Origin of the sequence: Halalkalibacterium ligniniphilum, assembly GCF_000334155.1 — a bacterium.
Lineage (GTDB): Bacteria > Bacillota > Bacilli > Bacillales > Bacillaceae_D > Halalkalibacterium > Halalkalibacterium ligniniphilum.
Map to the genome: position 1 here is coordinate 1 of NZ_ANNK01000034.1, position 23,351 is coordinate 23,351.

23 protein-coding genes and 2 pseudogenes are annotated in these 23,351 nt (G+C 40.8%); 24 read left to right on the forward strand and 1 reads right to left on the reverse strand.

All coding sequences use genetic code 11. The features are described 5' to 3' along the window. Positions 1 to 19 precede the first annotated feature (19 nt). The 21 genes and pseudogenes from BLT_RS0102530 (at position 20) to BLT_RS0102630 (ending at position 18,861) form a co-directional block, all read left to right on the forward strand. Positions 20 to 838: a flagellin N-terminal helical domain-containing protein gene (locus BLT_RS0102530; protein WP_017726245.1), complete on the forward strand. Its 819-nt coding sequence runs from the start codon at positions 20 to 22 to the stop codon at positions 836 to 838. Positions 839 to 908: 70 nt separating this feature from the next. Then, the gene (locus tag BLT_RS0102535) at positions 909 to 2,753 is read left to right on the forward strand and encodes a motility associated factor glycosyltransferase family protein (RefSeq protein ID WP_017726246.1); all 1,845 of its coding nucleotides are present in this window, start codon (positions 909 to 911) and stop codon (positions 2,751 to 2,753) included. Then, the gene (locus BLT_RS0102540; protein ID WP_017726247.1) at positions 2,750 to 3,082 is read left to right on the forward strand and encodes a hypothetical protein; all 333 of its coding nucleotides are present in this window, start codon (positions 2,750 to 2,752) and stop codon (positions 3,080 to 3,082) included. Before BLT_RS0102535 ends, BLT_RS0102540 begins: the two co-directional genes overlap by 4 nt. Position 3,083: 1 nt before the next feature. Next, positions 3,084 to 4,079 carry a UDP-N-acetylglucosamine 4,6-dehydratase (inverting) gene (gene pseB / locus BLT_RS0102545; protein WP_035425387.1) on the forward strand — a complete coding sequence of 332 codons (996 nt, stop codon included), beginning with the start codon at positions 3,084 to 3,086 and terminating at the stop codon, positions 4,077 to 4,079. A gap of 16 nt (positions 4,080 to 4,095) precedes the next feature. After that, positions 4,096 to 5,277 carry a UDP-4-amino-4,6-dideoxy-N-acetyl-beta-L-altrosamine transaminase gene (gene pseC / locus BLT_RS0102550; RefSeq protein ID WP_017726249.1) on the forward strand — a complete coding sequence of 394 codons (1,182 nt, stop codon included), beginning with the start codon at positions 4,096 to 4,098 and terminating at the stop codon, positions 5,275 to 5,277. Positions 5,278 to 5,289: 12 nt separating this feature from the next. After that, positions 5,290 to 6,030 carry a cytidylyltransferase domain-containing protein gene (locus BLT_RS0102555; RefSeq protein WP_017726250.1) on the forward strand — a complete coding sequence of 247 codons (741 nt, stop codon included), beginning with the start codon at positions 5,290 to 5,292 and terminating at the stop codon, positions 6,028 to 6,030. Beyond that, positions 6,027 to 7,106: a UDP-2,4-diacetamido-2,4,6-trideoxy-beta-L-altropyranose hydrolase gene (gene pseG / locus BLT_RS0102560; protein ID WP_017726251.1), complete on the forward strand. Its 1,080-nt coding sequence runs from the start codon at positions 6,027 to 6,029 to the stop codon at positions 7,104 to 7,106. The genes BLT_RS0102555 and pseG overlap by 4 nt, the downstream gene beginning before the upstream one ends. Before the next feature lie 17 nt (positions 7,107 to 7,123). Then, on the forward strand, positions 7,124 to 7,681 hold the full coding sequence (gene pseH / locus BLT_RS0102565; protein WP_017726252.1) for a UDP-4-amino-4,6-dideoxy-N-acetyl-beta-L-altrosamine N-acetyltransferase: 558 nt from the start codon (positions 7,124 to 7,126) through the stop codon (positions 7,679 to 7,681). After that, positions 7,678 to 8,727, forward strand: a complete 1,050-nt coding sequence (pseI, locus tag BLT_RS0102570) for a pseudaminic acid synthase (protein ID WP_017726253.1) — start codon at positions 7,678 to 7,680, stop codon at positions 8,725 to 8,727. Before pseH ends, pseI begins: the two co-directional genes overlap by 4 nt. Positions 8,728 to 8,764: 37 nt before the next feature. Continuing rightward, positions 8,765 to 9,997, forward strand: a complete 1,233-nt coding sequence (fliB, locus tag BLT_RS0102575) for a flagellin lysine-N-methylase (RefSeq protein WP_017726254.1) — start codon at positions 8,765 to 8,767, stop codon at positions 9,995 to 9,997. Positions 9,998 to 10,409: 412 nt separating this feature from the next. After that, positions 10,410 to 10,556: a carbon storage regulator gene (locus BLT_RS0102580; protein WP_017726255.1), complete on the forward strand. Its 147-nt coding sequence runs from the start codon at positions 10,410 to 10,412 to the stop codon at positions 10,554 to 10,556. Between the two features lie 288 nt (positions 10,557 to 10,844). Beyond that, positions 10,845 to 11,021, forward strand: coding sequence for a carbon storage regulator (locus BLT_RS0102585; RefSeq protein ID WP_268871114.1), 177 nt, complete (start codon positions 10,845 to 10,847; stop codon positions 11,019 to 11,021). A 245-nt stretch (positions 11,022 to 11,266) separates the two neighbouring features. Next, positions 11,267 to 11,575: pseudogene (locus BLT_RS24895) on the forward strand (flagellin N-terminal helical domain-containing protein); the annotation flags it as partial. A 2,298-nt stretch (positions 11,576 to 13,873) separates the two neighbouring features. Then, positions 13,874 to 14,158: pseudogene (locus BLT_RS24900) on the forward strand (flagellin); the annotation flags it as partial. Positions 14,159 to 14,435: 277 nt separating this feature from the next. Then, on the forward strand, positions 14,436 to 14,675 hold the full coding sequence (locus BLT_RS0102595; RefSeq protein ID WP_017726258.1) for a hypothetical protein: 240 nt from the start codon (positions 14,436 to 14,438) through the stop codon (positions 14,673 to 14,675). 84 nt (positions 14,676 to 14,759) lie between these two features. Further along, on the forward strand, positions 14,760 to 15,128 hold the full coding sequence (locus tag BLT_RS0102600) for a hypothetical protein (protein ID WP_017726259.1): 369 nt from the start codon (positions 14,760 to 14,762) through the stop codon (positions 15,126 to 15,128). Positions 15,129 to 15,151: 23 nt separating this feature from the next. Further along, positions 15,152 to 15,352, forward strand: coding sequence for a YjfB family protein (locus tag BLT_RS0102605; protein ID WP_017726260.1), 201 nt, complete (start codon positions 15,152 to 15,154; stop codon positions 15,350 to 15,352). A gap of 186 nt (positions 15,353 to 15,538) precedes the next feature. Further along, positions 15,539 to 15,931, forward strand: coding sequence for a flagellar protein FlaG (locus tag BLT_RS22590; RefSeq protein WP_017726262.1), 393 nt, complete (start codon positions 15,539 to 15,541; stop codon positions 15,929 to 15,931). A gap of 132 nt (positions 15,932 to 16,063) precedes the next feature. After that, entirely contained in the window at positions 16,064 to 18,064 is a 2,001-nt protein-coding gene (fliD, locus tag BLT_RS0102620) for a flagellar filament capping protein FliD (protein ID WP_017726263.1), read from the forward strand. A 33-nt stretch (positions 18,065 to 18,097) separates the two neighbouring features. Then, a complete protein-coding gene (gene fliS / locus BLT_RS0102625; RefSeq protein ID WP_017726264.1) occupies positions 18,098 to 18,499 on the forward strand; it encodes a flagellar export chaperone FliS in 402 nt (133 codons plus the stop codon). Beyond that, entirely contained in the window at positions 18,499 to 18,861 is a 363-nt protein-coding gene (locus BLT_RS0102630) for a hypothetical protein (protein WP_017726265.1), read from the forward strand. Before fliS ends, BLT_RS0102630 begins: the two co-directional genes overlap by 1 nt. Positions 18,862 to 19,094: 233 nt before the next feature. Here BLT_RS0102630 and BLT_RS0102635 read toward each other — a convergent pair whose 3' ends face one another. Beyond that, positions 19,095 to 20,042: a DUF6612 family protein gene (locus tag BLT_RS0102635; RefSeq protein ID WP_017726266.1), complete on the reverse strand. Its 948-nt coding sequence runs from the start codon at positions 20,040 to 20,042 to the stop codon at positions 19,095 to 19,097. A 414-nt stretch (positions 20,043 to 20,456) separates the two neighbouring features. On the opposite strand from BLT_RS0102635, the gene BLT_RS0102645 reads away from it, so the two are divergent. The 3 genes from BLT_RS0102645 to hpf all read left to right on the forward strand — a co-directional run bounded on the left by BLT_RS0102645 (position 20,457) and on the right by hpf (position 22,895). Continuing rightward, the gene (locus BLT_RS0102645) at positions 20,457 to 20,654 is read left to right on the forward strand and encodes a cold shock domain-containing protein (RefSeq protein ID WP_017726268.1); all 198 of its coding nucleotides are present in this window, start codon (positions 20,457 to 20,459) and stop codon (positions 20,652 to 20,654) included. 346 nt (positions 20,655 to 21,000) lie between these two features. Next, a complete protein-coding gene (locus BLT_RS0102650) occupies positions 21,001 to 22,140 on the forward strand; it encodes an NRAMP family divalent metal transporter (RefSeq protein WP_051045213.1) in 1,140 nt (379 codons plus the stop codon). 197 nt (positions 22,141 to 22,337) lie between these two features. Beyond that, the gene (hpf, locus tag BLT_RS0102655) at positions 22,338 to 22,895 is read left to right on the forward strand and encodes a ribosome hibernation-promoting factor, HPF/YfiA family (protein ID WP_017726270.1); all 558 of its coding nucleotides are present in this window, start codon (positions 22,338 to 22,340) and stop codon (positions 22,893 to 22,895) included. The last annotated feature ends 456 nt before the right edge of the window (positions 22,896 to 23,351 follow it).

Here is a 23,351-nt window from a genome sequence, read left to right on the forward strand (position 1 = left end):
TTCAAGGAGGAATATTTTTATGATCATTAATAATAACTTAAAAGCAATGAACGCTCATCGTCAGCTAGGCATCAACCAAAACCAAGGTGCAAAGGCAATGGAGAAGCTTTCTTCAGGTCTTCGTATCAACCGTGCTGGTGATGATGCTGCGGGTCTATCAATCTCTGAAAAAATGCGTGCCCAAGTTCGAGGATTAAATCAAGCTTCTCGTAACGCGCAAGATGGTATCTCACTTATCCAAACTGCTGAAGGTTCACTACAAGAAACACAAGCGATTGTACAACGAATGAGAGAGCTTGCGGTTCAAGCAGCGAACGATACAAACGTTGCAGTAGATAGAGAAGCGATCAAAGCTGAGGTTGATGAATTAATTAAAGAGGTTGACCGCATTGCTACAACAACAACATTCAACGAAAAGAACCTTTTGGACGGTGCGTTAACTGTAGGTGTAGGTAACCTACAAATTGGTCCTGACCAAGGTACGAAAATTCAAATTTCAATTCAAACAATGACTGCTGCGAAGCTTTCATTAACTGGTTTCACTTTTGCAAGCCATGGTAATGCGGCTTCAGCAATCGCGAAATTTGATGCAGCAATTAAAACGATTTCTAGCGTTCGTTCTAGTTTAGGGGCTAACCAAAATCGTTTAGAGCACACTATTAAAAACCTTGATAATACATCTGAAAACGTACAAGCTGCTGAATCACGTATTCGTGACGTAGACATGGCGAAGGAAGTTATGAACTTCACAAGAACAAATATCCTTAACCAAGCAGCTCAAGCGATGCTAGCACAAGCAAACCAAGCTCCGCAAGCTGTTCTTCAGCTATTAAGTTAATAGGATTCTATAGGGAAGAGCTAGCAGAGAAAGCTAGCTCTTTTTAAAAAAGAAAGGAATTGTTCCTCAAATGTTTGAAAAGAACGTATTACTATTGAGCGAACTATACCCAGATATTTATCAAGATGTAAAAAAAATCAAAAATATTAAATATTTGGATGATATTTCAGAAGTTGTAACGAAAAATGACCATGCAAATTTATTGCTACAAAAAGATCATCGACGGATTTATTTACATAGCCAGTACTCTCCACAAAATGAAGCGGAAAAATGGTTGGCTTCACAAGGTGAACTTCACGGCATTTTGGTTGTCGTAGGTGGGGGATATTATTATCACATTGAAGAACTGTTAAACCAAAATCCAGACCAAAAAATTGTGATTATTGAACCATCATATGAAATTTTTGTATCTGCACTAAAAAGAATCGATATGGAGCATTTGCTTAGAAATCCCAATCTGTTATTTTTGCTATCTGATGATACGTATTACCTATCGATGACCATTGCGAATATTTTAATAAATAAAGGATTTCAGAGCTTTGACTTACTCATTTTAATGTCTTATAAATCGCTGTTTTCAACCTTTTGCGCAGAGCTTGGCCGAGGCATTAGTGAAACATTAACGATGCTGAGGTGTAATATGGCAACAGAATTCGTTCATTCACAAAAATGGATGTACAATAACTTTCGGAATTTCCTTAAAGCAAATGTGGAAAGTATGCCAATAACCCCTTATCTTGAGCGCTTTAAAGACATGCCAGCATTGATTGTGAGTGCGGGGCCTTCATTGGAAAAACAATTACCTCTGTTAAAGGAAAACCAAGAGAAGTTTCTTATTTTTGCGGCAGGCTCAGCTGTGAATATATTAGAGAAAAATGGGATTGTTCCTCATTTTGTCGTCGCTGTCGATGGGGAAGAGGCTCAAGATAGAATTTTCGAACAGATCGAAAGCAGTGAGATCACGTTAGTTTATAGTCACACGTTTAGATATAGCGCACTTGAGTTATTTAAAGGGAAGAAGATCTGGATCAAAGGAAATGCGGATCATTCAACCGCCTTTTTTGAAAATTATATCGGTATCGATACAAAAGTGTTCGAATTCGGTCCTTCCTGCGCAAACATTGCCATGGACATTGCGAGACAGCTTGGGTGTAAGCAGCTGATCTTTGTTGGACAAGATTTGGCCTATACCAATGATCAGCTTTATGCAAAAGGAGCTGCTCATAATCTTGATATCACCTCTGATATTGGAGACAGGGTTGTTACAACCGATATGTTTGGTGAAGAAATTACAACCAAAACCGCCTTTTTAGTGATGAAAACCTATTTTGAAAACTATATTAAGCATCATGATGATACTAGCTTTGTTAACTGTACGGAAGGTGGTCTCTTGATTAATGGAATGGTTCATCGACCATTTGCTGATGTGATCAGCGAGTTCCCAAATCTTTCGACGAATGCTTTTACAAGGGTTGAAACGATTTTTCATGAACAACGTTTGACATTGAAAGAACAGCAGTTTCACAAAAAAACAAAATATTTCCTGGAATATGTAAAAAATGAAGCGGAAAAAATTGATCACCTAAGTCAGGAGAGACTTTCAAAGGTGGAGCAGCTATTGCAGGACTTAGAAGAAGGAAAGATTTCAAAAGTACAGCTTGAATTTGATGAAGTGAACGACTTAACGGAGAAGCTAGAGTCCTATGAGATTCATAAGGAGGTCATCTACCCGATTATTGCTGCCTATAATCTGGCAGTTAGGGAGAACACATACCAAGTGCTAGAGAAACAAGAAGAGTTAAAAGAAAAGTATGCGGTGCTGCTTAAAGGGTTACAAAATCAATATCAATACTATCAAACGACTTTAGCCACATTACGCTCGGCAATCGAACATGAACCAAAGGTGATAGGATGAATCAAGAGGTTGTAAAACAATTGCATGAGTTGACAGGTACCTTTATGGAAATTATTAAGTATTCAATCAGTAATTTCTATAGTGATAAAATAAGTGAAGCCATCCAATTGCTATTGGATCTGTTTGAAATCATCTTAAATAATGAAACGATAGTCATTGTATTTTCTGAAGATATACCAAGATTAAGAGAGATATCTATGACCGTTATGGAAACGATAAATCATCAAGATTATGTGCACGTAACAGATATCTTAGAATATGAATTATTTCCTATTTTTGAGAAGTGGTCGAGTCAATTAAATCAAGAATATCATTCCTATTTAAACTAATATGAAAAAGGTGTGCTTTCAGTTGAGCATTGAAGGAAAAGTAGTCCTTGTTACTGGTGGAACAGGTTCCTTTGGGAAAAAATTTATTTCGAAAGCGTTGGAAAGCGATGTAAAAAAAATTATTGTGTTTAGTCGTGATGAACTAAAGCAATACGAAATGGCACAGGAGTTTACAGACCCACGAATGCGATATTTTATTGGTGACGTCCGTGACAAAGACCGATTATACCGAGCGTTTGATGGGGTAGATATCGTCATTCATGCGGCAGCGCTTAAGCATGTTGAGGCTTGTGAATATAACCCGTTTGAAGCAGTAAAAACGAATATTCATGGCGCGCAAAATATTATTGAGGCTGCCATTGATCGTGGTGTAGAGCGTGTAGTCGCACTTAGTACTGATAAAGCGTGTAGCCCGATTAATCTATATGGGGCGACAAAGCTTGCTTCCGATAAATTATTCGTTGCTGCGAATTCATACGTTGGTGACAAAAATACGAAATTCTCCGTCGTCCGGTACGGGAATGTGGTTGGTAGTCGTGGCAGTGTTGTTCCATTTTTTAAGAAAATCCGCCACACGGGCGTCATTCCAATTACAGATGAGAGAATGACAAGGTTTTGGATTACCCTTGACCAAGGTGTTCAATTTGTTTTGGATAGCCTTGAGCGAATGAACGGCGGTGAAATTTTTGTCCCGAAAATTCCAAGCATGAAGATCACCGATTTAGCTGCGGCGATTGCTCCTGAATGTAAGCTTGAAGTTATTGGCATTCGTCCAGGTGAAAAGCTCCATGAAGCAATGATTATGGAGGATGATGCAAGGCGAACATTAGAGTATGATTCCTACTATGTTATTCAACCAGAATTTCCATGGTGGACAGAGGAGTTTGCCAGCGATGGCAGAAGATTAGAGGAAGGGTTCCGTTATACAAGCGATGCAAACGTAGATTGGTTGACGGTTCAAGAGCTCAAACAATTAATTGACGAAGATAAGATTTAATCGAAGGGAGATTCTTATGGCAGACAAGCATCATTCCCTCGTGCGTCAAACGTACCTTCCTTATGGAAAGCAATGGATTGATGATGATGATATCCAGGCTGTAATTGACGTTTTAAAAAGTGATTATTTAACAACTGGACCAGCTGTTGAAAGGTTTGAAAAAGCGTTTTCTCAGTACGTGGATGCGAAATATGCAGTCGCCTTCTCTAATGGAACAGCTGCTTTGCATGGCGCGTGTTTTGTTGCTGGAATCGAACCTGGGGATGAAGTCATAACGACACCGATGACCTTTGTCGCCAGTGCAAACTGTGTGCTGTATCAAGGTGGAAAGCCTGTTTTTGCTGATATTAATCAAAGGACCTATAACATTGATGTAGAAAAGGTGAAACAGCTTATCACACCAAAAACACGAGCGGTGATTCCCGTTGATTTTACGGGGCAGCCTTGTGATTTAGATGAGCTTTTATCCATTGCGAAACAACATAACTTGGTTGTAATCGAAGATGCTGCTCATGCTTTAGGGGCAACGTATAAAGATAGGAAAGTCGGTTCGATTAGTGATATGACGATGTTTAGCTTACACCCTGTTAAACATATGACAACAGGTGAAGGTGGCATCATTACAACAAACAACAAAGATTATTATGAAAAATTAGTTCAATTTCGCTCTCACGGTATTACAAGAGAACGGAGTAAATTACTCCATGATCATGGCCCTTGGTACTATGAAATGCAGCATTTAGGCTTCAATTACCGAATGACGGATATTCAAGCGGCTTTAGGTTTGAGCCAACTTAAAAAGGTCGAGCAATTTATTAAAATAAGAAAAAAATACGTTTCCATATATAATGAAGCTTTTCGAGGATGGAGAGAATTCGTATCTCCTTTTCAAGCTTTGGATAGACAGTCTAGCTGGCACCTTTATGTGATTCGCTTGAACTTAGAAGCTCTTACGGGTAGTAGAAAAGAAGTGTTTGAAGCCTTGCAACATGAAAATATCGGCGTGAATGTCCATTACATTCCTGTTTATTACCAGCCATATTATCAAGAATTAGGCTATCAGAAAGGGCTATGTCCGAATGCAGAGGAAGTATATGAGGCGATTATTACGTTACCGCTATTTCCAGCGATGAGTGAACGTGATGTGCAAGATGTGATCACTGCTGTTAAAAAAATCATTTCTTTGTATTCAAGGTAGAGGGTGATACGGATGAAGGTTGTTGCCATTATACAGGCACGAATGGGATCAACGAGGCTACCTGGAAAAGTACTAAAAGCAGTAATGGGAAAGCCGCTTTTAGCTTATCAGCTTGATCGGCTTTTGAAAGCAGAATCGGTCGATGAAATTGTCATTGCTACAACGAATCAGAAGGCAGATGATCCCATTGTTGCTTTTTGCAAAGAGAAAGGCATTCCCTATTACCGAGGGTCAGAAATGGATGTCTTATCAAGGTATTATGAGGCTGCAAAAAAGTATCAAGCGGATGCTATCGTTCGCATGACATCTGACTGCCCAATCATTGATCCTTCCGTAGTTGAAGAAGTGATCGCTGTGTATAAAACGGGCGTGTATGAGTATGTGTCGAATACGTTAGAGAGGTCCTTTCCCCGCGGGATGGATACGGAAATTTTCTCCATGGCGATTCTGAAAAAAGCTTATGATGAAGCTGACCAGCCGTTTGAGCGAGAGCATGTAACACCTTATTTTTACTTACACCAATCTTTATTTAAGCTAGGGAATGTCTGCTGTAAGCACGGAGATATGAGTGAACATCGCTGGACGGTCGATACGGAAGAAGATTTTGCATTAATAAAGACAATTATTGAGCAACTATATCCGCGTAATCCTCATTTTACTTTAGAAGAGACGTTAGCATTAGTAGAAGCTCATCCTGAGTGGAGTAAAATCAATGCACATATTGAACAAAAGAAATTAGAGGTACAGAAATGAAAACCGCTGTTTTTCGAGTTGATAGCTCGGTTGAGATCGGAACTGGGCATGTGATGAGATGCTTGACACTAGCTGAAGAGTTAAAAGAAAAAGGCTATCATTCTATTTTTGTAACGAGAAAACATGAAGGAAGCCTTTCAAGCTATATTGCAGACAAAGGCTTTCAGGTCGAACTGTTAAACGCTGCTTCTGTTGCTGCTCATAACGATCAAGACCTAAAACATAGTCATTGGTTAGGAGTCCATCAAAAAGAAGATGTAATGGAGACGTTAAATAAGGTTGCTTATCTAGCTACGGTTGATTTGCTTGTTGTCGATCATTATGGCATTGATTATCGGTGGGAATCGATGGTTCGAGCTAGTGGAAACGTTCAACAGTTATTTGTGATCGATGATTTGGCAGACCGAAAACACAATTGTGATTTATTACTCGATCAAAATTATTATCCGAATATGAGGCAGCGCTACGATGGATTAGTGAATAAAGACTGTAAGCTTCTTCTTGGTCCTAGCTTTGCTTTATTAAGAAAAGAATTTAAGGTAGCTCGGAAAAACCTAAGTCAATGGAGTGGGCCTATCGAACGGGTTCTCATTTTTTTTGGAGGGACCGACCCAACCAATGAAACAATGAAGGTTCTTAAAGCTATTTCAAGGCTAGCAGTAAAGGACATAATCTTTGATGTGATCGTTGGTGCGTCCAATCCGAAGCAAGATGTGATCAAAGAATTAACTGCATCGTTGGAGCATGTCCATTTTTATTGTCAGGTTACGAATATGGCTGAGCTGATGGTTAAGGCTGATTTAGCAATCGGTGCAGGTGGAAGTACGACGTGGGAAAGGTGTTACCTAGGCTTGCCAGCTTTGACGATTGATGTAGCAGAAAATCAATCAGAAATACTCGAGGCGCTACATAATAAATGTGTTTTGCACCATCTAGGAAAAAGTCGTGCAGTTTCAGCGGACGATGTGGCTCGTCATTTTTATCATCTCATTGAAAATCAGGAACTCTTAAAACATATGTCGACGAATGCTTTAGCGCTAATGAGTGAAGAAACCGATTATTCTTCGTTTTTTTAATAGGTGGTGCATTCAGATTGAGGATCAATCAATACACTCTAGGAGAATTATATGAATCCGACCTCGGACTAATTCGTACCTGGAGAAATTCAAAAAGGGTACGTGCGGTCATGTATTCAGACGCCGTTATTTCTTACGATGAACACATGAATTGGTATAACCGGATAAAGAACTCAGAAGAAACGATCGTAAAGGTTCTTTATTATTTAAATAAACCGATTGGCTTCGTCAATCTTACAAAAATAGACAAAGTAAATCGTACTTGCTATTGGGGCTTTTATATCGGAGACGAGCGGGCTCCTAAAGGATCAGGCACAATCATGGGCTATTTAGCGCTAGAATACATCTTTGAAACATTAGCAGCACGAAAGGTCTGCGCAGAAATTTTGGGCTATAACAATGTAAGTATTAGCTATCATAAGAAACTAGGGTTTGTTGAGGAAGGTTGCTTGCGTAAACATGTCTATAAGCAAGGTGAGCTTACAGATGTTCGATTGATGGCTCATTTTGCTGAACATTGGAAGTTGATTAAGGAAACGTTACGCGAGGGCATTAGGAGGTATGAGCGTCGATGAAAAATTTTGCAGTCGAGGGAATACAAATCGGAGAAGGTGGGCCTCCTTTTATTATTGCTGAAATGTCAGGAAACCATAACCAATCCCTTGAACGTGCCTTGAAGATTGTAGAAGCAGCCGCAGAAGCAGGTGCACACGCGTTAAAATTACAAACCTATACAGCTGATACAATGACGCTAAATATAGAGAATGGAGATTTTTTTATTGAAGACGCCGAAAGCTTGTGGAAAGGCAGCTCTCTCTATAAACTTTATCAAGAAGCCTATACACCATGGGAGTGGCATGAGCCAATCTTTAAGCGGTGCCGTGAATTAGGAATGGTCCCATTTAGTACACCTTTTGATGAGACAGCGGTCGATTTTTTAGAATCACTTGATGTACCCATGTATAAGATTGCGTCCTTTGAGAATACGGACATCCCCTTAATTAAGCGAGTAGCGTCCACAGGAAAGCCGATGATTATTTCAACAGGTATGGCGACCATTGCTGAACTAGATGAAACGGTTCGGGCTGCAAGGGAAGCGGGATGTAAAGATTTAGTGCTCTTAAAATGTACAAGCACCTATCCAGCGTCTCCTGAAAATACAAACCTTCATACGATCCCTCATATGCGTGAATTGTTTCAGTGCCAGGTAGGCTTATCCGATCACACAATGGGAACAGGAGTAGCGGTAGCAAGTGTAGCCCTTGGAGCAACAGTCATTGAAAAGCATTTTACGTTAGCACGAGCAGATGGTGGTGTTGATTCAGCTTTTTCAATGGAACCTGATGAGATGCGGTTGTTAGTGGAAGAGGCGGAAAAAGCTTGGCAGGCACTAGGTGCGATTATGTACGGTCCTACGAAAAGTGAGGAAAAGTCTTTAAAGTTTCGTAGAACATTATATGTTACGAAAGATTTAAAAGCTGGCGACACCTTGTCTAATGAGAATATAAAAAGTATTAGACCTGGAAACGGATTAGCGCCGAAATATCTACCTGAATTAATTGGGAAGAAAGTAAAAAAGGACATTCGTAAAGGGACCCCTATGTCTTGGGATTTGCTTTAAAAAGGGCCTAAATGGCCATGTGAAATAGGAGATTATCATGAAAAACGACCAATTAATGCTCATTCCTAAATATATGCATGATTTTACGTGTATCGGTACTCAATGTGAAGATACATGCTGTGCCGGCTGGAAGGTAGCCATTGATCATAAAACCTATAAAAAGTATAAAAAGCTACCAAACCAGCCAATAAAGGAAAAAATCAATCAAAGCATTTCAAGAAATCGCTCCAATCCGAGTGAAGGAGAGTATGCAACGATTAAAATGAATGAAGAGGGCTTTTGTCCGATGCTGGACGGGGATAAGCTATGCACCATTCATTCCACACTAGGGGAGGACTATTTATCCCTCGTCTGTAAGCTTTATCCAAGGTATATAAATAAGGTGGATACAAGACTTGAAATGTCAGCAACGCCATCATGTCCTGAAGCAGCGAGATTAGCCCTATTGAATCCGGACGTGATGGAATTTGATGTGATTGAGTCACCATATCCAACGATGTTCAAACAAGAAATCATTACAGAAAATAACGAGGAAAAGCTAGAAAACTATTTTTGGGAGTTACGTTTTTTCACGATTGGGCTGCTACAAATGAGAAAATTCTCGATTCAAGAACGGCTCATCCTCTTAGGTCTGTTCTATAAAAAAATTCAGCAAGCTGTGGATGAAAATGGATTAAGCAAAATTCCACAAATCATCCGAGAAACGACCGATAACTTAAAGGACGATGGGTATTACAAGGAAACATTCGCTGCGATCCCAAGCATTCTTGATGTGCAAATTAAGCTCGTTTCAACGCTTATCGATGTAAAGGTAGAACAGGGAATTCGTAGTAAGCGATTTGCGGAGTGTCTTGAGGAGTTTGTGAAGGGTTTAAGCGATAACAATGAGACAGAACAAACGAGTGCTGAGAGACGAGCACGCTATAAGCAAAGCTATGAACAGTATTACCGTCCTTATATGGAGCAGCATGAGTACATTCTCGAAAATTACCTCGTTAATTATGTGTTTAGTAAGCTTTTCTCCTTTGACAAAGAGAATAAAGTCTTTGATTCCTTTGTCAGCTTAACCCTCCATTATGCGATGATAAAGCTTCTCTTAATCGGCATCGCCGGCTACCACAAGAAGCTAACAGCTGAGATTGTGATCAAGGTGATTCAATCATTTGCGAAAGAGATTGAACATAGCTCATTTATTTCATTCATGCACGACATCTTAAAGGAAAATGACTATACATCGATGGGGTATATGGCAGTGTTAATTAAAAATTAGTTAGAGGGGTCGTTTCAGCTAGTACAAAACTACGAAACGAAGAGAAACCTTAGGGTGCTAAGGTCTCTTTTTGTTAGAACGAGGAAGGGCAGAGCCCGAAATGTTTCGATGCCCAAGAAAATCCAACATTTTTTGTTTATTTTTTTCAAAATCACCTAAACATCTCCTTATTTAGGTCGATATAAGAAGTAAAGGATATGACATCCACTCATGGACGAGTGAATGAGCATCGCCATTTTTCAAGAGGAAAAGTGACCATGCTTATTTACTCGTTTTTTTCTTTGTGCGATAGTGCAAATGATGTGAAGAAATCGTGGAAGATAGGCCAATAGTCTACCAATATTACCTTTTCTATGATAGGGTTAATATGTAAAATTACTAAATTAATTAGAAGTCAAGGAGGATTTTGTCATTGTTGGTCATAGGGAGAAGACCAGGAGAGTCAGTCTTTATTAACAACAAAATTGAAATTCGCGTCGTGAAATCCCAAGACGGGAAGCTGCGACTTGGAATTCAAGCGCCTAAGGACGTGAAAATTGAGCGCGGAGAAACACGCTAACCAAACCAACTAAATCATAAGAACGCTTAAGGATGAGCAGATAGGTCGATTGTCAATCTTCAGGAGGAAGAGGCGCATCGGCTTGTTTGCTCATCTTTTTTTATCGATTTTAATGACTAAAGATTGAATGGTTTGAAAAGAGGACAATCAGAGCGGAGGAGGTCGAGGCGTTGGAAGTCACGAGGACCAGAGCGTAGCGTGTCTACATAAGACTGGCGTGACAGCACAACAAAAAATTCGACAGCTTTGCGTTGATTCCCAGACTTTTTAAACGTCGATAAAAAGGAGATGAGATATGTGCTAGTACTAGGGAGAAAACCAGGAGAATACGTCGTGATTGACGATAACATTGTCGTAAAAGTAGTGAAAAGCGAGGACGGCCATTTGCGCCTAGCAATTGACGCGCCACGGGATGTTTCTATTGTACGTGGCGAGCTTTACGAAGAAAAAAACAATAAGAAGTAAACTAAAATAAAATAAACCCGTTTTATCTGCCACTTAAGGATGAGTGGTGTGAGTTCAAGGAAGACCGTCTGTTGTTCCAGCATTTAGTAGAGGTAATTGCGCGCTAAACCCTCTCTTTATGTCAGGGACTTGCTTCAATTAAGAATGCAAACGGATGTGCATTCGAAAAAAAAACATACTCACACGGAGGTAGGTAAAACATGATTATCAACAACAATATCCCAGCATTAAACACGTATCGTCAAATGGGTGTTAACCAAGCAGGTGCACAGAAAGCAATGGAGAAGCTATCTTCTGGTCTTCGTATTAACCGTGCAGGAGATGATGCGGCAGGTCTTGCAATCTCTGAAAAAATGCGTGCACAAATCCGCGGTTTAGACCAAGCAAGCCGTAATGGACAAGACGGAATCTCGATGATTCAAACGGCTGAAGGTGCATTGACAGAAACTCATAATATTTTACAACGTATGCGTGAGCTAGCTGTACAAGCTGCGAACGATACCAATACTATTGAAGATAGAAGAGAAATTCAAAAAGAAATTAACCAATTAACTGATGAGATTGATCGTATTGCCGATAATACTGAATTCAACACTCGTACTCTATTAAATGGTGATTTAGCAAGCAATGGTACATCAGGTGGCACCACAACAGAAGCGGTAGTAGAAGGAACAACAATTGATGCCGCTACAAATCTAAATAACTATGACTTTACTACTACTAACTCTAAGACTTTTGATGTAAACGATACAACTATTACATTAGATACTGATGTATCTGACTTAGATGGATTAGTGGCTGAAATCAATAGTCAATTAGAGACAGCTGGTTCAAATGTGACTGTAGCTAAAAACGAAGCTGGAGACGGCTTAGTATTTACTTCTACAGAGGACATTACACTATCTGGTGCAGACTTAAGTGATTTTGGATTAACTGCAGATACAACTGCTGCTGAAGAAGTTGCAGGTGGAACTGGTACATCTGGTGGTGGAGTTGTTTTCCATATTGGAGCTAACAAAGGACAAAACATTACTGTAGATATTTCTAGTATGAGAAGTGATGCAATTGGTGGCGGTTCAGGGTCATCAGGTGGTACCACAACAGAAGCGGTAGTAGAAGGAACAACAATTGATGCCGCTACAAATCTAAATAACTATGACTTTACTACTACTAACTCTAAGACTTTTGATGTAAACGATACAACTATTACATTAGATACTGATGTATCTGACTTAGATGGATTAGTGGCTGAAATCAATAGTCAATTAGAGACAGCTGGTTCAAATGTGACTGTAGCTAAAAACGAAGCTGGAGACGGCTTAGTATTTACTTCTACAGAGGACATTACACTATCTGGTGCAGACTTAAGTGATTTTGGATTAACTGCAGATACAACTGCTGCTGAAGAAGTTGCAGGTGGAACTGGTACATCTGGTGGTGGAGTTGTTTTCCATATTGGAGCTAACAAAGGACAAAACATTACTGTAGATATTTCTAGTATGAGAAGTGATGCAATTGGTGGCGGTTCAGGGTCATCAGGTGGTACCACAACAGAAGCGGTAGTAGAAGGAACAACAATTGATGCCGCTACAAATCTAAATAACTATGACTTTACTACTACTAACTCTAAGACTTTTGATGTAAACGATACAACTATTACATTAGATACTGATGTATCTGACTTAGATGGATTAGTGGCTGAAATCAATAGTCAATTAGAGACAGCTGGTTCAAATGTGACTGTAGCTAAAAACGAAGCTGGAGACGGCTTAGTATTTACTTCTACAGAGGACATTACACTATCTGGTGCAGACTTAAGTGATTTTGGATTAACTGCAGATACAACTGCTGCTGAAGAAGTTGCAGGTGGAACTGGTACATCTGGTGGTGGAGTTGTTTTCCATATTGGAGCTAACAAAGGACAAAACATTACTGTAGATATTTCTAGTATGAGAAGTGATGCAATTGGTGGCGGTTCAGGGTCATCAGGTGGTACCACAACAGAAGCGGTAGTAGAAGGAACAACAATTGATGCCGCTACAAATCTAAATAACTATGACTTTACTACTACTAACTCTAAGACTTTTGATGTAAACGATACAACTATTACATTAGATACTGATGTATCTGACTTAGATGGATTAGTGGCTGAAATCAATAGTCAATTAGAGACAGCTGGTTCAAATGTGACTGTAGCTAAAAACGAAGCTGGAGACGGCTTAGTATTTACTTCTACAGAGGACATTACACTATCTGGTGCAGACTTAAGTGATTTTGGATTAACTGCAGATACAACTGCTGCTGAAGAAGTTGCAGGTGGAACTGGTACATCTGGTGGTGGAGTTGTTTTCCATATTGGAGCTAACAAAGGACAAAACATTACTGTAGATATTTCTAGTATGAGAAGTGATGCAATTGGTGGCGGTTCAGGGTCATCAGGTGGTACCACAACAGAAGCGGTAGTAGAAGGAACAACAATTGATGCCGCTACAAATCTAAATAACTATGACTTTACTACTACTAACTCTAAGACTTTTGATGTAAACGATACAACTATTACATTAGATACTGATGTATCTGACTTAGATGGATTAGTGGCTGAAATCAATAGTCAATTAGAGACAGCTGGTTCAAATGTGACTGTAGCTAAAAACGAAGCTGGAGACGGCTTAGTATTTACTTCTACAGAGGACATTACACTATCTGGTGCAGACTTAAGTGATTTTGGATTAACTGCAGATACAACTGCTGCTGAAGAAGTTGCAGGTGGAACTGGTACATCTGGTGGAGTATCTATTGCTTCTCTTAGAGTTGCAAATGTAGATACTGCAACAGAAGGTGGAGTTTTAACTCAAGCTGGTGCTGATGCAGCAATTGAAAATATCAATACTGCAATCAGACAAGTTTCTGCTGAGCGTTCTAAATTAGGTGCATTCCAAAACCGCTTAGAACACACAATCTCTAATTTAAACAACTCTGCTGAAAACCTACAAGCTGCGGAATCGCGTATCCGTGACGTGGATATGGCTCGTGAAGTAATGGAGATGACAAAGAATAACATTCTATCTCAAGCTTCTCAAGCAATGCTTGCACAAGCGAACCAAGCTCCACAAGCTGTATTACAATTACTTGGATAATTTTTAATAGTTAACTTAGGAGAGGCTCTAGTTATGCTAGAGTCTCTTTTTTCATCGTTCTTGATATATACGCGCCTGTCATTTCCTAGAAACTGTAGAATTTTGTCGATAGAACAGTAGATGTACACGTCAATTAACCTCTAACTAGCTTTTTTAAAAAAATTTTGGATCTGAGGTGTTCCTTTTATTGCTAGGTTGTGCTAATGGGAATGATGTAGATAAGCCGGTTGAATATTCATTGCATCATGTGAGAAGATAGTTAAAAAAGGAGTTCCTAATGTCCAATGATCTTAACGAGCGCAGACAATTTCTCGAACAGCAGCTTGAATGGAGTAAAAAGCAAGCGCTTATTTTAGAGGAAATCGAGACAAAGCTTTATAAAATGAGAGAGCTTGCTGAGTATGTGCTTGCGAATGAGTTATCTGAAGGGGAAGCTGCTCAAATCAACCATACGTGGAATGAACTAAAGCGTGAGGTGGCTCAGCTACAGCAGGAGCTTTATCCTTTGGCTCATTAAATTCAATTGATGAAAAAAATTAAAAATCCTTGTCACTTAACCGATATAAATCGTAAGAACAAGTTCTAGAAATGAGTGATCGTCATGGAGCGCTATGTAAATGTCATGAAGCAATCAATTGAATTGGTTGAGACGATGGAAGAGGGCGTTGGGTATATTCATACCCAATTAAATGAAGGCAGGTTCGAACAGTCGGTGCTTTTGTTTGAGGATGTGCTAAATGCCTATGCCATAGTTGAACAATCGACGTCCTCTGTGCTTGCTAAAATGGAGGAACAATCTGTCTTGTTGCAATTGGAAAAAGGAAAACAGGCGTTAGAGCGTATCTTATCTACTTATGAAGAAAAACAGCATGAGGTTGTAAAAGAGATAATCCAGTTTACGTTACTTCCGGCGATACATACACTGAAAAAAGAACTTGAGCAGTCATTTTCATCCTATCTTGTTTCTTAAAGGATGACAGTTGGAGGTCTCACATGGATATTGCATTACTCTCAATGGCGCTAAGCCAGTCAAATGTGCAGCAGCAAGCAAGTGTGGCTTTGATGAAAAAAACGTTGGGGCAAGCAGAACAGCAAGGGAATGCCTTGCAAAAACTGATGAGCTCTGCTGATGCACAATCGATTCAGCATGCAGCCCAGCCGCATTTAGGTGGGACGATTGATTTGAAGCTGTGAGGGAGTGACCGCGTATGGTTGCTCTTTTTTTGCACGACGCAAGGTTAACGAAGGGCTTGGCGGAAAGCCCAGTTTTGTTTAAGCTTTTAGATGGGGGAGTCGGAGAAAAATTTTTTTTGAAAACCCTCATTTTTTTGTGTTCCCTAGACGATATATAGAATAAGGACATTAGCGGAGGTGCGAGGGATGGACGTAAGGGGTATTCATTCAACTAGTTCACTGAAAGAGCTATCAAAGGTTCTATCGACAGATTCGATGAAGCAAGGTGCATCGTCTCAAAATATTGAAAAGCTAGCATCCTTAAATCAAGAAGCGCTTGTAATTGTAAAACAAGATGGGGAAACAAAGGTTTTGCCAGCAAAAGAATCGCTTGAAAAGCAGGCGGAGGAATTAAACCAGGCGCTAGAGCCGCATAAATCGTTCAAGTTTCAAGTTCATGAGGAGCTAGAGCGGGTCTTTGTTCAAGTCGTGAACCGGGATACGGAAGAAGTGATCAAAGAAATTCCTCCTGAGGAGTTTTTAGATATGGTCGCTGAAATGCTGAAGTATATGGGCTTGATTGTTGATAAACGAGTGTAGTAAGGAAAGGGCAGGAGTGGATTCTGCTCTTTTTTGCTATAGTTGGAACTTTTCATTATGCCTACTTAAAATTGTTTGAACGGCTGACGATATAAAGAATAGAAAACGGTGTAAGCGGAAGGAGAGGTAAAGATGGGTATGCGAATTTCAGGGATGGCAACAGGAATGGACATCAACCAAATGGTCAGTGACTTAATGAGAGCAAATCGGGTTCCTGTTGATAAATTGATGCAGCAGCGTCAAGTGATTCAATGGCAAATGGATGGTTACCGTGAAATTAATCGAAAGTTTAATACGTTTCGCGATAATATTTTTGATACGGTCATGCGCCAGTCGAATATGCTTTCTAAATCTGTTTCGAGCTCCAATTCAAGCTTAGTGACAGCGACGGCTGCATCGAACTCAAGCATTGGAACGATTCGAATTTCAAACGTGCAAAGTCTTGCCACAGCTGCTTCAAATGTGAGTAGTGCGGTTGTTTCCAATGGAGACAAGCTTAATGCATCCACCGCTTTAGGCTCACAAAATTTAAATGCTGATTTTACATGGAGCAAAGGTGTTGTTCATAAGGAAACGGTCCAGGGAGCCGCAGGAGAAGACAAAATCTCGGTCGCAAAAACAAACTTGATTGATACAGCGAACATGGTTGTCAAGGTAGGCAGTAAGGTGTATCAAGTAACAACCGATCCAGCGGCGACTCTTGATGACAATACAGTGTTTGTGGACACAGCTGCGGGAGACATTAAGTTTAACTCTCCATTTGCAACGGGGACGTCTGTATCCGTCACCTATATGACCAACAATGATACGCAAAGCTTTACTGGGGACCCGCGCCAAACGTTTCAGCTTGCAAAAGGTGGCTTGGAAGCAAGCACATTAAGCGTAAAGGTGGCTGGGGTCGAATATACGGTCGTCACGGATCGAAGTGAGCTGAACAGCACAAGTGTCTTAGTCAATATGGAGACTGGATTGCTTGAATTTGATTCAGCAAAAACAGATGTGGTCGTTGACTTCCAGCAGCGTTATACGGCTGGTGGTGTGCAGGCCTTTAATGAAAACGGTCCAGTTGAGGATAAATTTGTGTTTACTGCAAATCAATCGCTGAACGCAATGTTTAATGAGCTTAGTCGTTCTTCTGTCGGGATTGCAGGGTTTTACGATCAGCATGGGGACAAGGTTTCTTTAACACGAAATCAGACGGGGAAATTTAATCCAGATGCTGCGGGAAAGGAAATGACATTTAGTGGCGCATTTTTTACGGATGCGTTGAAGATCAACAATGCCAATGAGCAAGCAGCCCAAAATGCTGTATTCACGATTAATGGGTTAGCAACGGAACGGACATCGAACACGTTTACGGTTGACGGAGTGACCATTACGTTAAAGGACACTTTTGCCTCAGATGTGACTCTTTCAGCTTCAACGGATACAGATAAAGTGTTTGATACGATAAAGAAATTCGTCGATGAGTATAATGAAATTCTTGATTTTGTGAATGGGAAGCTACAAGAAGAGCGCTACCGTGATTACCCGCCATTAACAGACGAACAGCGAGATTCATTATCAGAAAAGGAAATTGAGCGTTGGGAAGAGCGTGCTCAAAGTGGGATGCTACGAAATGACCAGCTGCTTCAGTCTTTTATGAATCAGCTGCGGACGGATATTTACAATTCAGTCAGCTCGTCACTAGCAACAGAGTTTCGCCAGCTGTCCACCATTGGCATTACGACATCGCCCGATTACAATGAGCGAGGAAAGCTTGTGATTGATGAAGATAAGCTTCGTCAAGCGATTGAACAGGATGCGGAAGGGGTTTATCAGCTTTTCACTGCCAGTGGAGAGGGTGCTGCTAATCAAGGGATTGCCCGTCGTGTGCGTGATACATTAGACTCTGCAATTAATACGATTTCTGACCGAGCTGGGGGCATGAGAGGACGGACGCAGAATCATCAGTTTACCCTTGGGCGAAACATTAACGATCTTAATGACCGAATTACCAATTTTGAGCGTCGCCTCCAGCAACTTGAGGAGCGCTACTGGCGTCAATTTACGGCGATGGAGACGGCGGTTCAGCGTGCCAATAGTCAGGCGGAATCTCTCTTTGCACAGTTATATGGAAACCAAGGTATGTAATAAAAAATATAGACTTAATGAAAGGGTGACACGATGGCTGCAATGAACATGCAGACGGCTTATAAGCAAAATGCGATGAAAACTGCTTCACCAGCGGAGTTAACACTCATGTTATATAATGGATGTTTGAAGTTTATGAAGCAGGCGAAACAAGCCATTGAAGAAAAAAACGTTGAGCATCGGAATCTTTATACGAATAAGGCTCAGGACATTATTCGTGAATTAATGGTAACGCTGAAAACGGATAGTGAAGTCGGCAAGAACATGTTGCGCCTCTATGATTTTGCATTAGACCGTTTAATCGAGGCGAACGTGAAGAGTGACCTGAAGGCATTGGAGGATGCGGAAGATATTATGGTTCAGTTTCGTGATACGTGGAAGGAAGCGATGCAGCTCGATCGCCAGCAGCGCCATGGTGCAGGTGGCCAGGCATAATGTCAGTTATGAAAGAGCTGTACCTTGTGACAAAGGAGCTTGATGACCATCTTCATGGACATTTTCCGAAAGAAGAGGACGAGCGTGATCTCTTTATTGAGAAGCTAAATGAAGGACTTGAAAGTCGTGACGCACTCATCAAAGCCATCGAGAGGGACAAGTTGACGGAGAAGGAACAAGCACTTGGTGGCGAGGTTGTGAAGCTGAATGAGCGCATTAATGAGCGGCTTGAGCTTTTAATTGAAGTGATTCGCACGGATATGAATCAGCTAAAAGTAAGAAAAAACATCGGCCGGCGCTATGAGCATCCGTACGAGGGTCCGACTGTCGATGGAGTTTTTTTCGATAAGCGCGGGGTTTAATGTTATAACGGGAAAAAAGCAAGCACCAGCTGGCGCTTGCTTTTTTTGTGTGAAAAGGGGACGGAGCTTCAGTTCAAGTTGTTAAACAATGAAGCTCTTCCGCTCACAGCATCTCATTGAAATGGTGCAAAGAATGACCTAACCAACTTCATCTCAGTGGGAAGAGCGAGCCACTTTTGCTCGTAAGTGTAGAGTGAGGAAGCCACGAGGGCCAACCGCTCATAAAATAGTCACTACTCTGTTTCTACCTCTATACCTTCCATGTTTTCCAGCTCGCTCATGTCAAAGCTCAGTTCTTCGGCTGATTCAACAATGTCTGTTGGTACTTCGATTGTTTCTACTTCATTAAAGTTTGTCATTGTGCCTGAGCTTGTTACCTTTGTTGTCATTGTTTCCCCTTCGTGTGTCATTTCCATATCCATCGTTGTATCAATTCGCTCTTGATAGAAGGTATCTTTGTTGATGTAGAGTGCGTAATCAAGCTGTTTAATGTCCATCATGGAAATGATTTCCTCCATGCCCATACCCAGGCTTACATCGTCACCAAACATTCCGCTTATTTGCATCGCTAATTTCTGTACCTCGTTACCTTCTCCTGTAAAGGTAAGAACGTAGTGCTCGCCTTCTTCAGTAACGGAAATATTGTCAACATAGTTACGGATGAGCTCAATTTGGTCTTGTGGGCCAAGCTGCATCTCTTGGAGTGCGAGTAGCTCTTGGGTAAAATCGTCTGGGTATTTTATCCATGTGCCTTGCATTGTGTCATACATGTACGCACCCTCTTGTGTGATATATTGTTCAGTTGTGAGCGCTTCCTCACTCATTTCAGCTGCTTCGACCGTAATTTGTTGATAAATCCCAAATGGCTCGAGGCTCATATCCATGGAAATAACCATGTCCATGACAAGCGGTTCTGCTTCTCCTGGAATCGTCATTTCTTGAAACATATCCATGTCGCTTGAAAAGCTCGTGACCTCATTCATTGCTTCATATGACTTTGTTAGGATGTCTTCAGCCGATAGGTCCTCTGATGCAGTGTTCTCATCCTCTTCTGTTGTGTCGACCTCTGCTTCAACGCCTGTGTCTGTTTCTGCGTCAGCATCCGTTTCTGTTGATGGTTCACCACAGGCTGCAATGGTTAAGATCGCTAGGCTGGCAATAAGGTATTTTAACTTTTTCACGGTATCTCCTCCAACTTTTTGATTGCGAATGACGTCTCTAACTTTAGCAAAAGTTTACCAATTTTTACAGGGGTAAAAAGGTTCAATCGATTTTTTCCAGTCAGAGGTCTTTTCACTAGCTACTTCCCCTTATTTTCAAATAAGGAAACGAGTCTTATTACCTATATATAAAATAAAGGGGGAGGTTTCGATCTTCTTTGAAAATGGATAAACTTGGTGGAGCTGGAGGGGAGATTTCGTACATTTTATGGAAGATGTAAGCATTTTCAATTGAACACTCTATTTTCGCCAATATTACTCATAATTCTACAAAAGTATTGCTGTTAAAGGGTTTGACTTTGGTTCGGCACGCTGATATAGTAAAAGTGTGGAAAATATCCACACCGATTTAACTTACGAAGGGAATGTGAAAGCATGCAAGGAAAAGTAAAATGGTTTAATGCAGAAAAAGGTTTCGGCTTTATCGAGCGCGAAGACGGTGACGATGTATTTGTTCACTTCTCAGCGATTAACTCTGATGGATTCAAAACTTTAGACGAAGGCCAAGACGTAGAATTTGACATCGTCGAAGGTGCTCGCGGACCTCAAGCTGCAAACGTTGTTAAGCTTTAATTCACATTCCTGGATTAGGAACGGAAATTATAGCTTTGAACATTCAAACCCATCTCCCACGGAGGTGGGTTTTTTACGTATAAAAGGGGTCAGTGCATTTTTGCTCTGACCCTTTTTGCCCGGAGCACATCTGCAACGACCCCTAAAAATAGGAAATTAAACAAATTTTTACTTCTTTAAACTGTTAAAAAATGCGGTGTAAAATAAATAAAAAATGGTGGAAGTTTTAAATTTGAAGCTTATAATGTAATTTGTACTAAAAAAGGGGGCAAGAAATGTGAATCAACTTGAACAAAAAGAAGAATCGAAGAAAAGGTGGAGTGCACTTGCAGGTGCTGCTTTTCTAATGGCTACATCTGCAATTGGGCCAGGATTTTTAACCCAGACCGCTGTTTTTACAGAGCAGCTGTTAGCAAGCTTTGCCTTTGTCATTTTAGCTTCGATAATTTTAGATATTGGAGCGCAAGTAAACATTTGGCGTATTATTGCCGTTTCAAAGATGAGAGGGCAGGAAATTGCCAATGCAGTTCTTCCTGGACTTGGCTTTGTCGTTGCCTTTTTCATCGTGCTGGGCGGTCTCGCTTTTAATATCGGTAACGTAGCGGGTGCGGGCCTCGGTACAAATGCAATGCTTGGGATCGACGCACGTATCGGTGCTGTTGCAACGGGAATCATTTGTATTTTTATCTTTTTATTAAAGGAAGCAAACATGGCGATGGACCGTATTGTCCGTTACTTAGGAGCAATGATGATTTTACTCACCGCTTATGTGATGTTTGTCAGCTCGCCGCCATATGGAGAAGCGGCTCTTCGGACTGTTCTGCCACTTGAGGTTGATTTTCTTGCGATTGTAACGATTGTCGGTGGAACTGTTGGTGGTTACATTACCTTTGCAGGGGGACATCGCTTATTGGAGGCTGGAATATCGGGAAAAGAAAATCTCCGGTATGTGACAAATTCTGCAGTGTCTGGGATTGTCGTTGCTTCAATTATGCGTATTTTATTATTTCTCGCTGTATTGGGTGTTGTTGCAGGTGGAGTTGCGCTAAGTGCTGAAAACCCAACGGCTTCAGCGTTCCAGCACGCAGCTGGTGAAATTGGTTTCCGTATGTTTGGTCTTGTACTTTGGGCAGCGTCAATTACATCTGTCATTGGGGCAGCCTATACATCTGTTTCATTCTTAACTACGTTCCATCCAGTGATTGAAAAGTATAAGAGCTATTTGACGGTTGGATTTATTGTCTTCTCAACAGGTGTATTTACCTTCATCGGTCAGCCAATAACGTTATTAATTTTGGCGGGAGCGTTTAACGGTCTAATTTTACCTCTAACATTAGGGTCCATTTTGCTCGCTGCTTATAATGTGAAGATCGTCGGAGATTATAAGCATCCAATCTGGATGACCGTTTTTGGCGCGTTGGTTGTCGTGCTAACAGCATTCCTTGGTGTGCGAACGCTCATCATTATGCTTCCACAGTTATTTTAGAGGGGGGGTCAGTGCATTTTTGCACTGACCCTTTTTGCTCGGAGCAGAAGTGCCCTGACCCCAGGTGCCCGTAGCCAATCTGCTCTGACCCTGCTTTCGACAAAAATCTACGAAGTTTTTTCTTTTTTTTAGATGTTTAAAAAGGAATGTGCGATGGGTATATAGAATAATACTACATAGGAAGGGAGGAGTTCTTTATGAACTACAACATTCGTGGTGAAAATATGGAAGTAACTCCAGCTTTACGAGACTATGTTGAAAAAAAGGTAGGCAAGCTTGAACGGTATTTTGATACCACGCCTGTCGCTGATGTAAATGTCAGAATGCAAGTTCTGAACAATCAACATATTATTGAAGTAACCATTCCAATGCCTCAGCTACTGCTTCGAGGTGAAGAGGTTCATACGGACATGTATGCCGCAATAGATATCGTCATTGAAAAGCTTGAACGTCAAATTCGTAAGCATAAAACAAAAGTAAATCGTAAGTTTCGCCAAGAAGGCAGTTTGAAATATATGTTTAAAAATGAGTTAGAACCACTTGAAGATTCTCGCGTTGCCATTGAGGATGAGGATGAGCTTGAAGTCGTACGAACAAAGCGTTTTAATCTAAAGCCAATGGATGCCGAAGAGGCGATTTTGCAAATGGATATGCTTGGTCATAACTTCTTCGTCTTCTCCAATGCGGTCAGTGGCGACACAAACGTCGTCTACCGCCGTAAGGATGGGCGCTACGGCTTAATTGAGCCAGAATAAGCAAAAAAGCGCTGATCCCAAGCGTCGTTATAAAGGAACAAAAAGCCACAGACATTCAGTACCCTGTGGCTTTTCCTTTTGAATTCTCTTATAAGACCAGCCTTTTTTCGTTTTCCATCATCGAGTCCGTCCAACTTTCTCAATCCCTCTTAACCCCCATATCCACTTATTCTCTCTTCCCACTTCATTTACGAGTCTTTCTGCTTTCACAGACAGTTCACTGTCTTTGCTTGCTTTTTCTACATAAATGGCATGCCAGAGCAAGAAGTAAAGGATGACCCATAGCTTGCGGCTGTGATCCTTCTTATTTGCAGTGTGTTCATCAAGGAGTGTGAATGCTTTATGCTGATGAAGCAAAGGAACGGTAGTGTGAGAGAAAAACTTAGAGCCTGTGGGTGACTAGACCTCCGATAAATTGAAGGAAGCGGAGAATGGTGTTCAAGGACATCTACCATC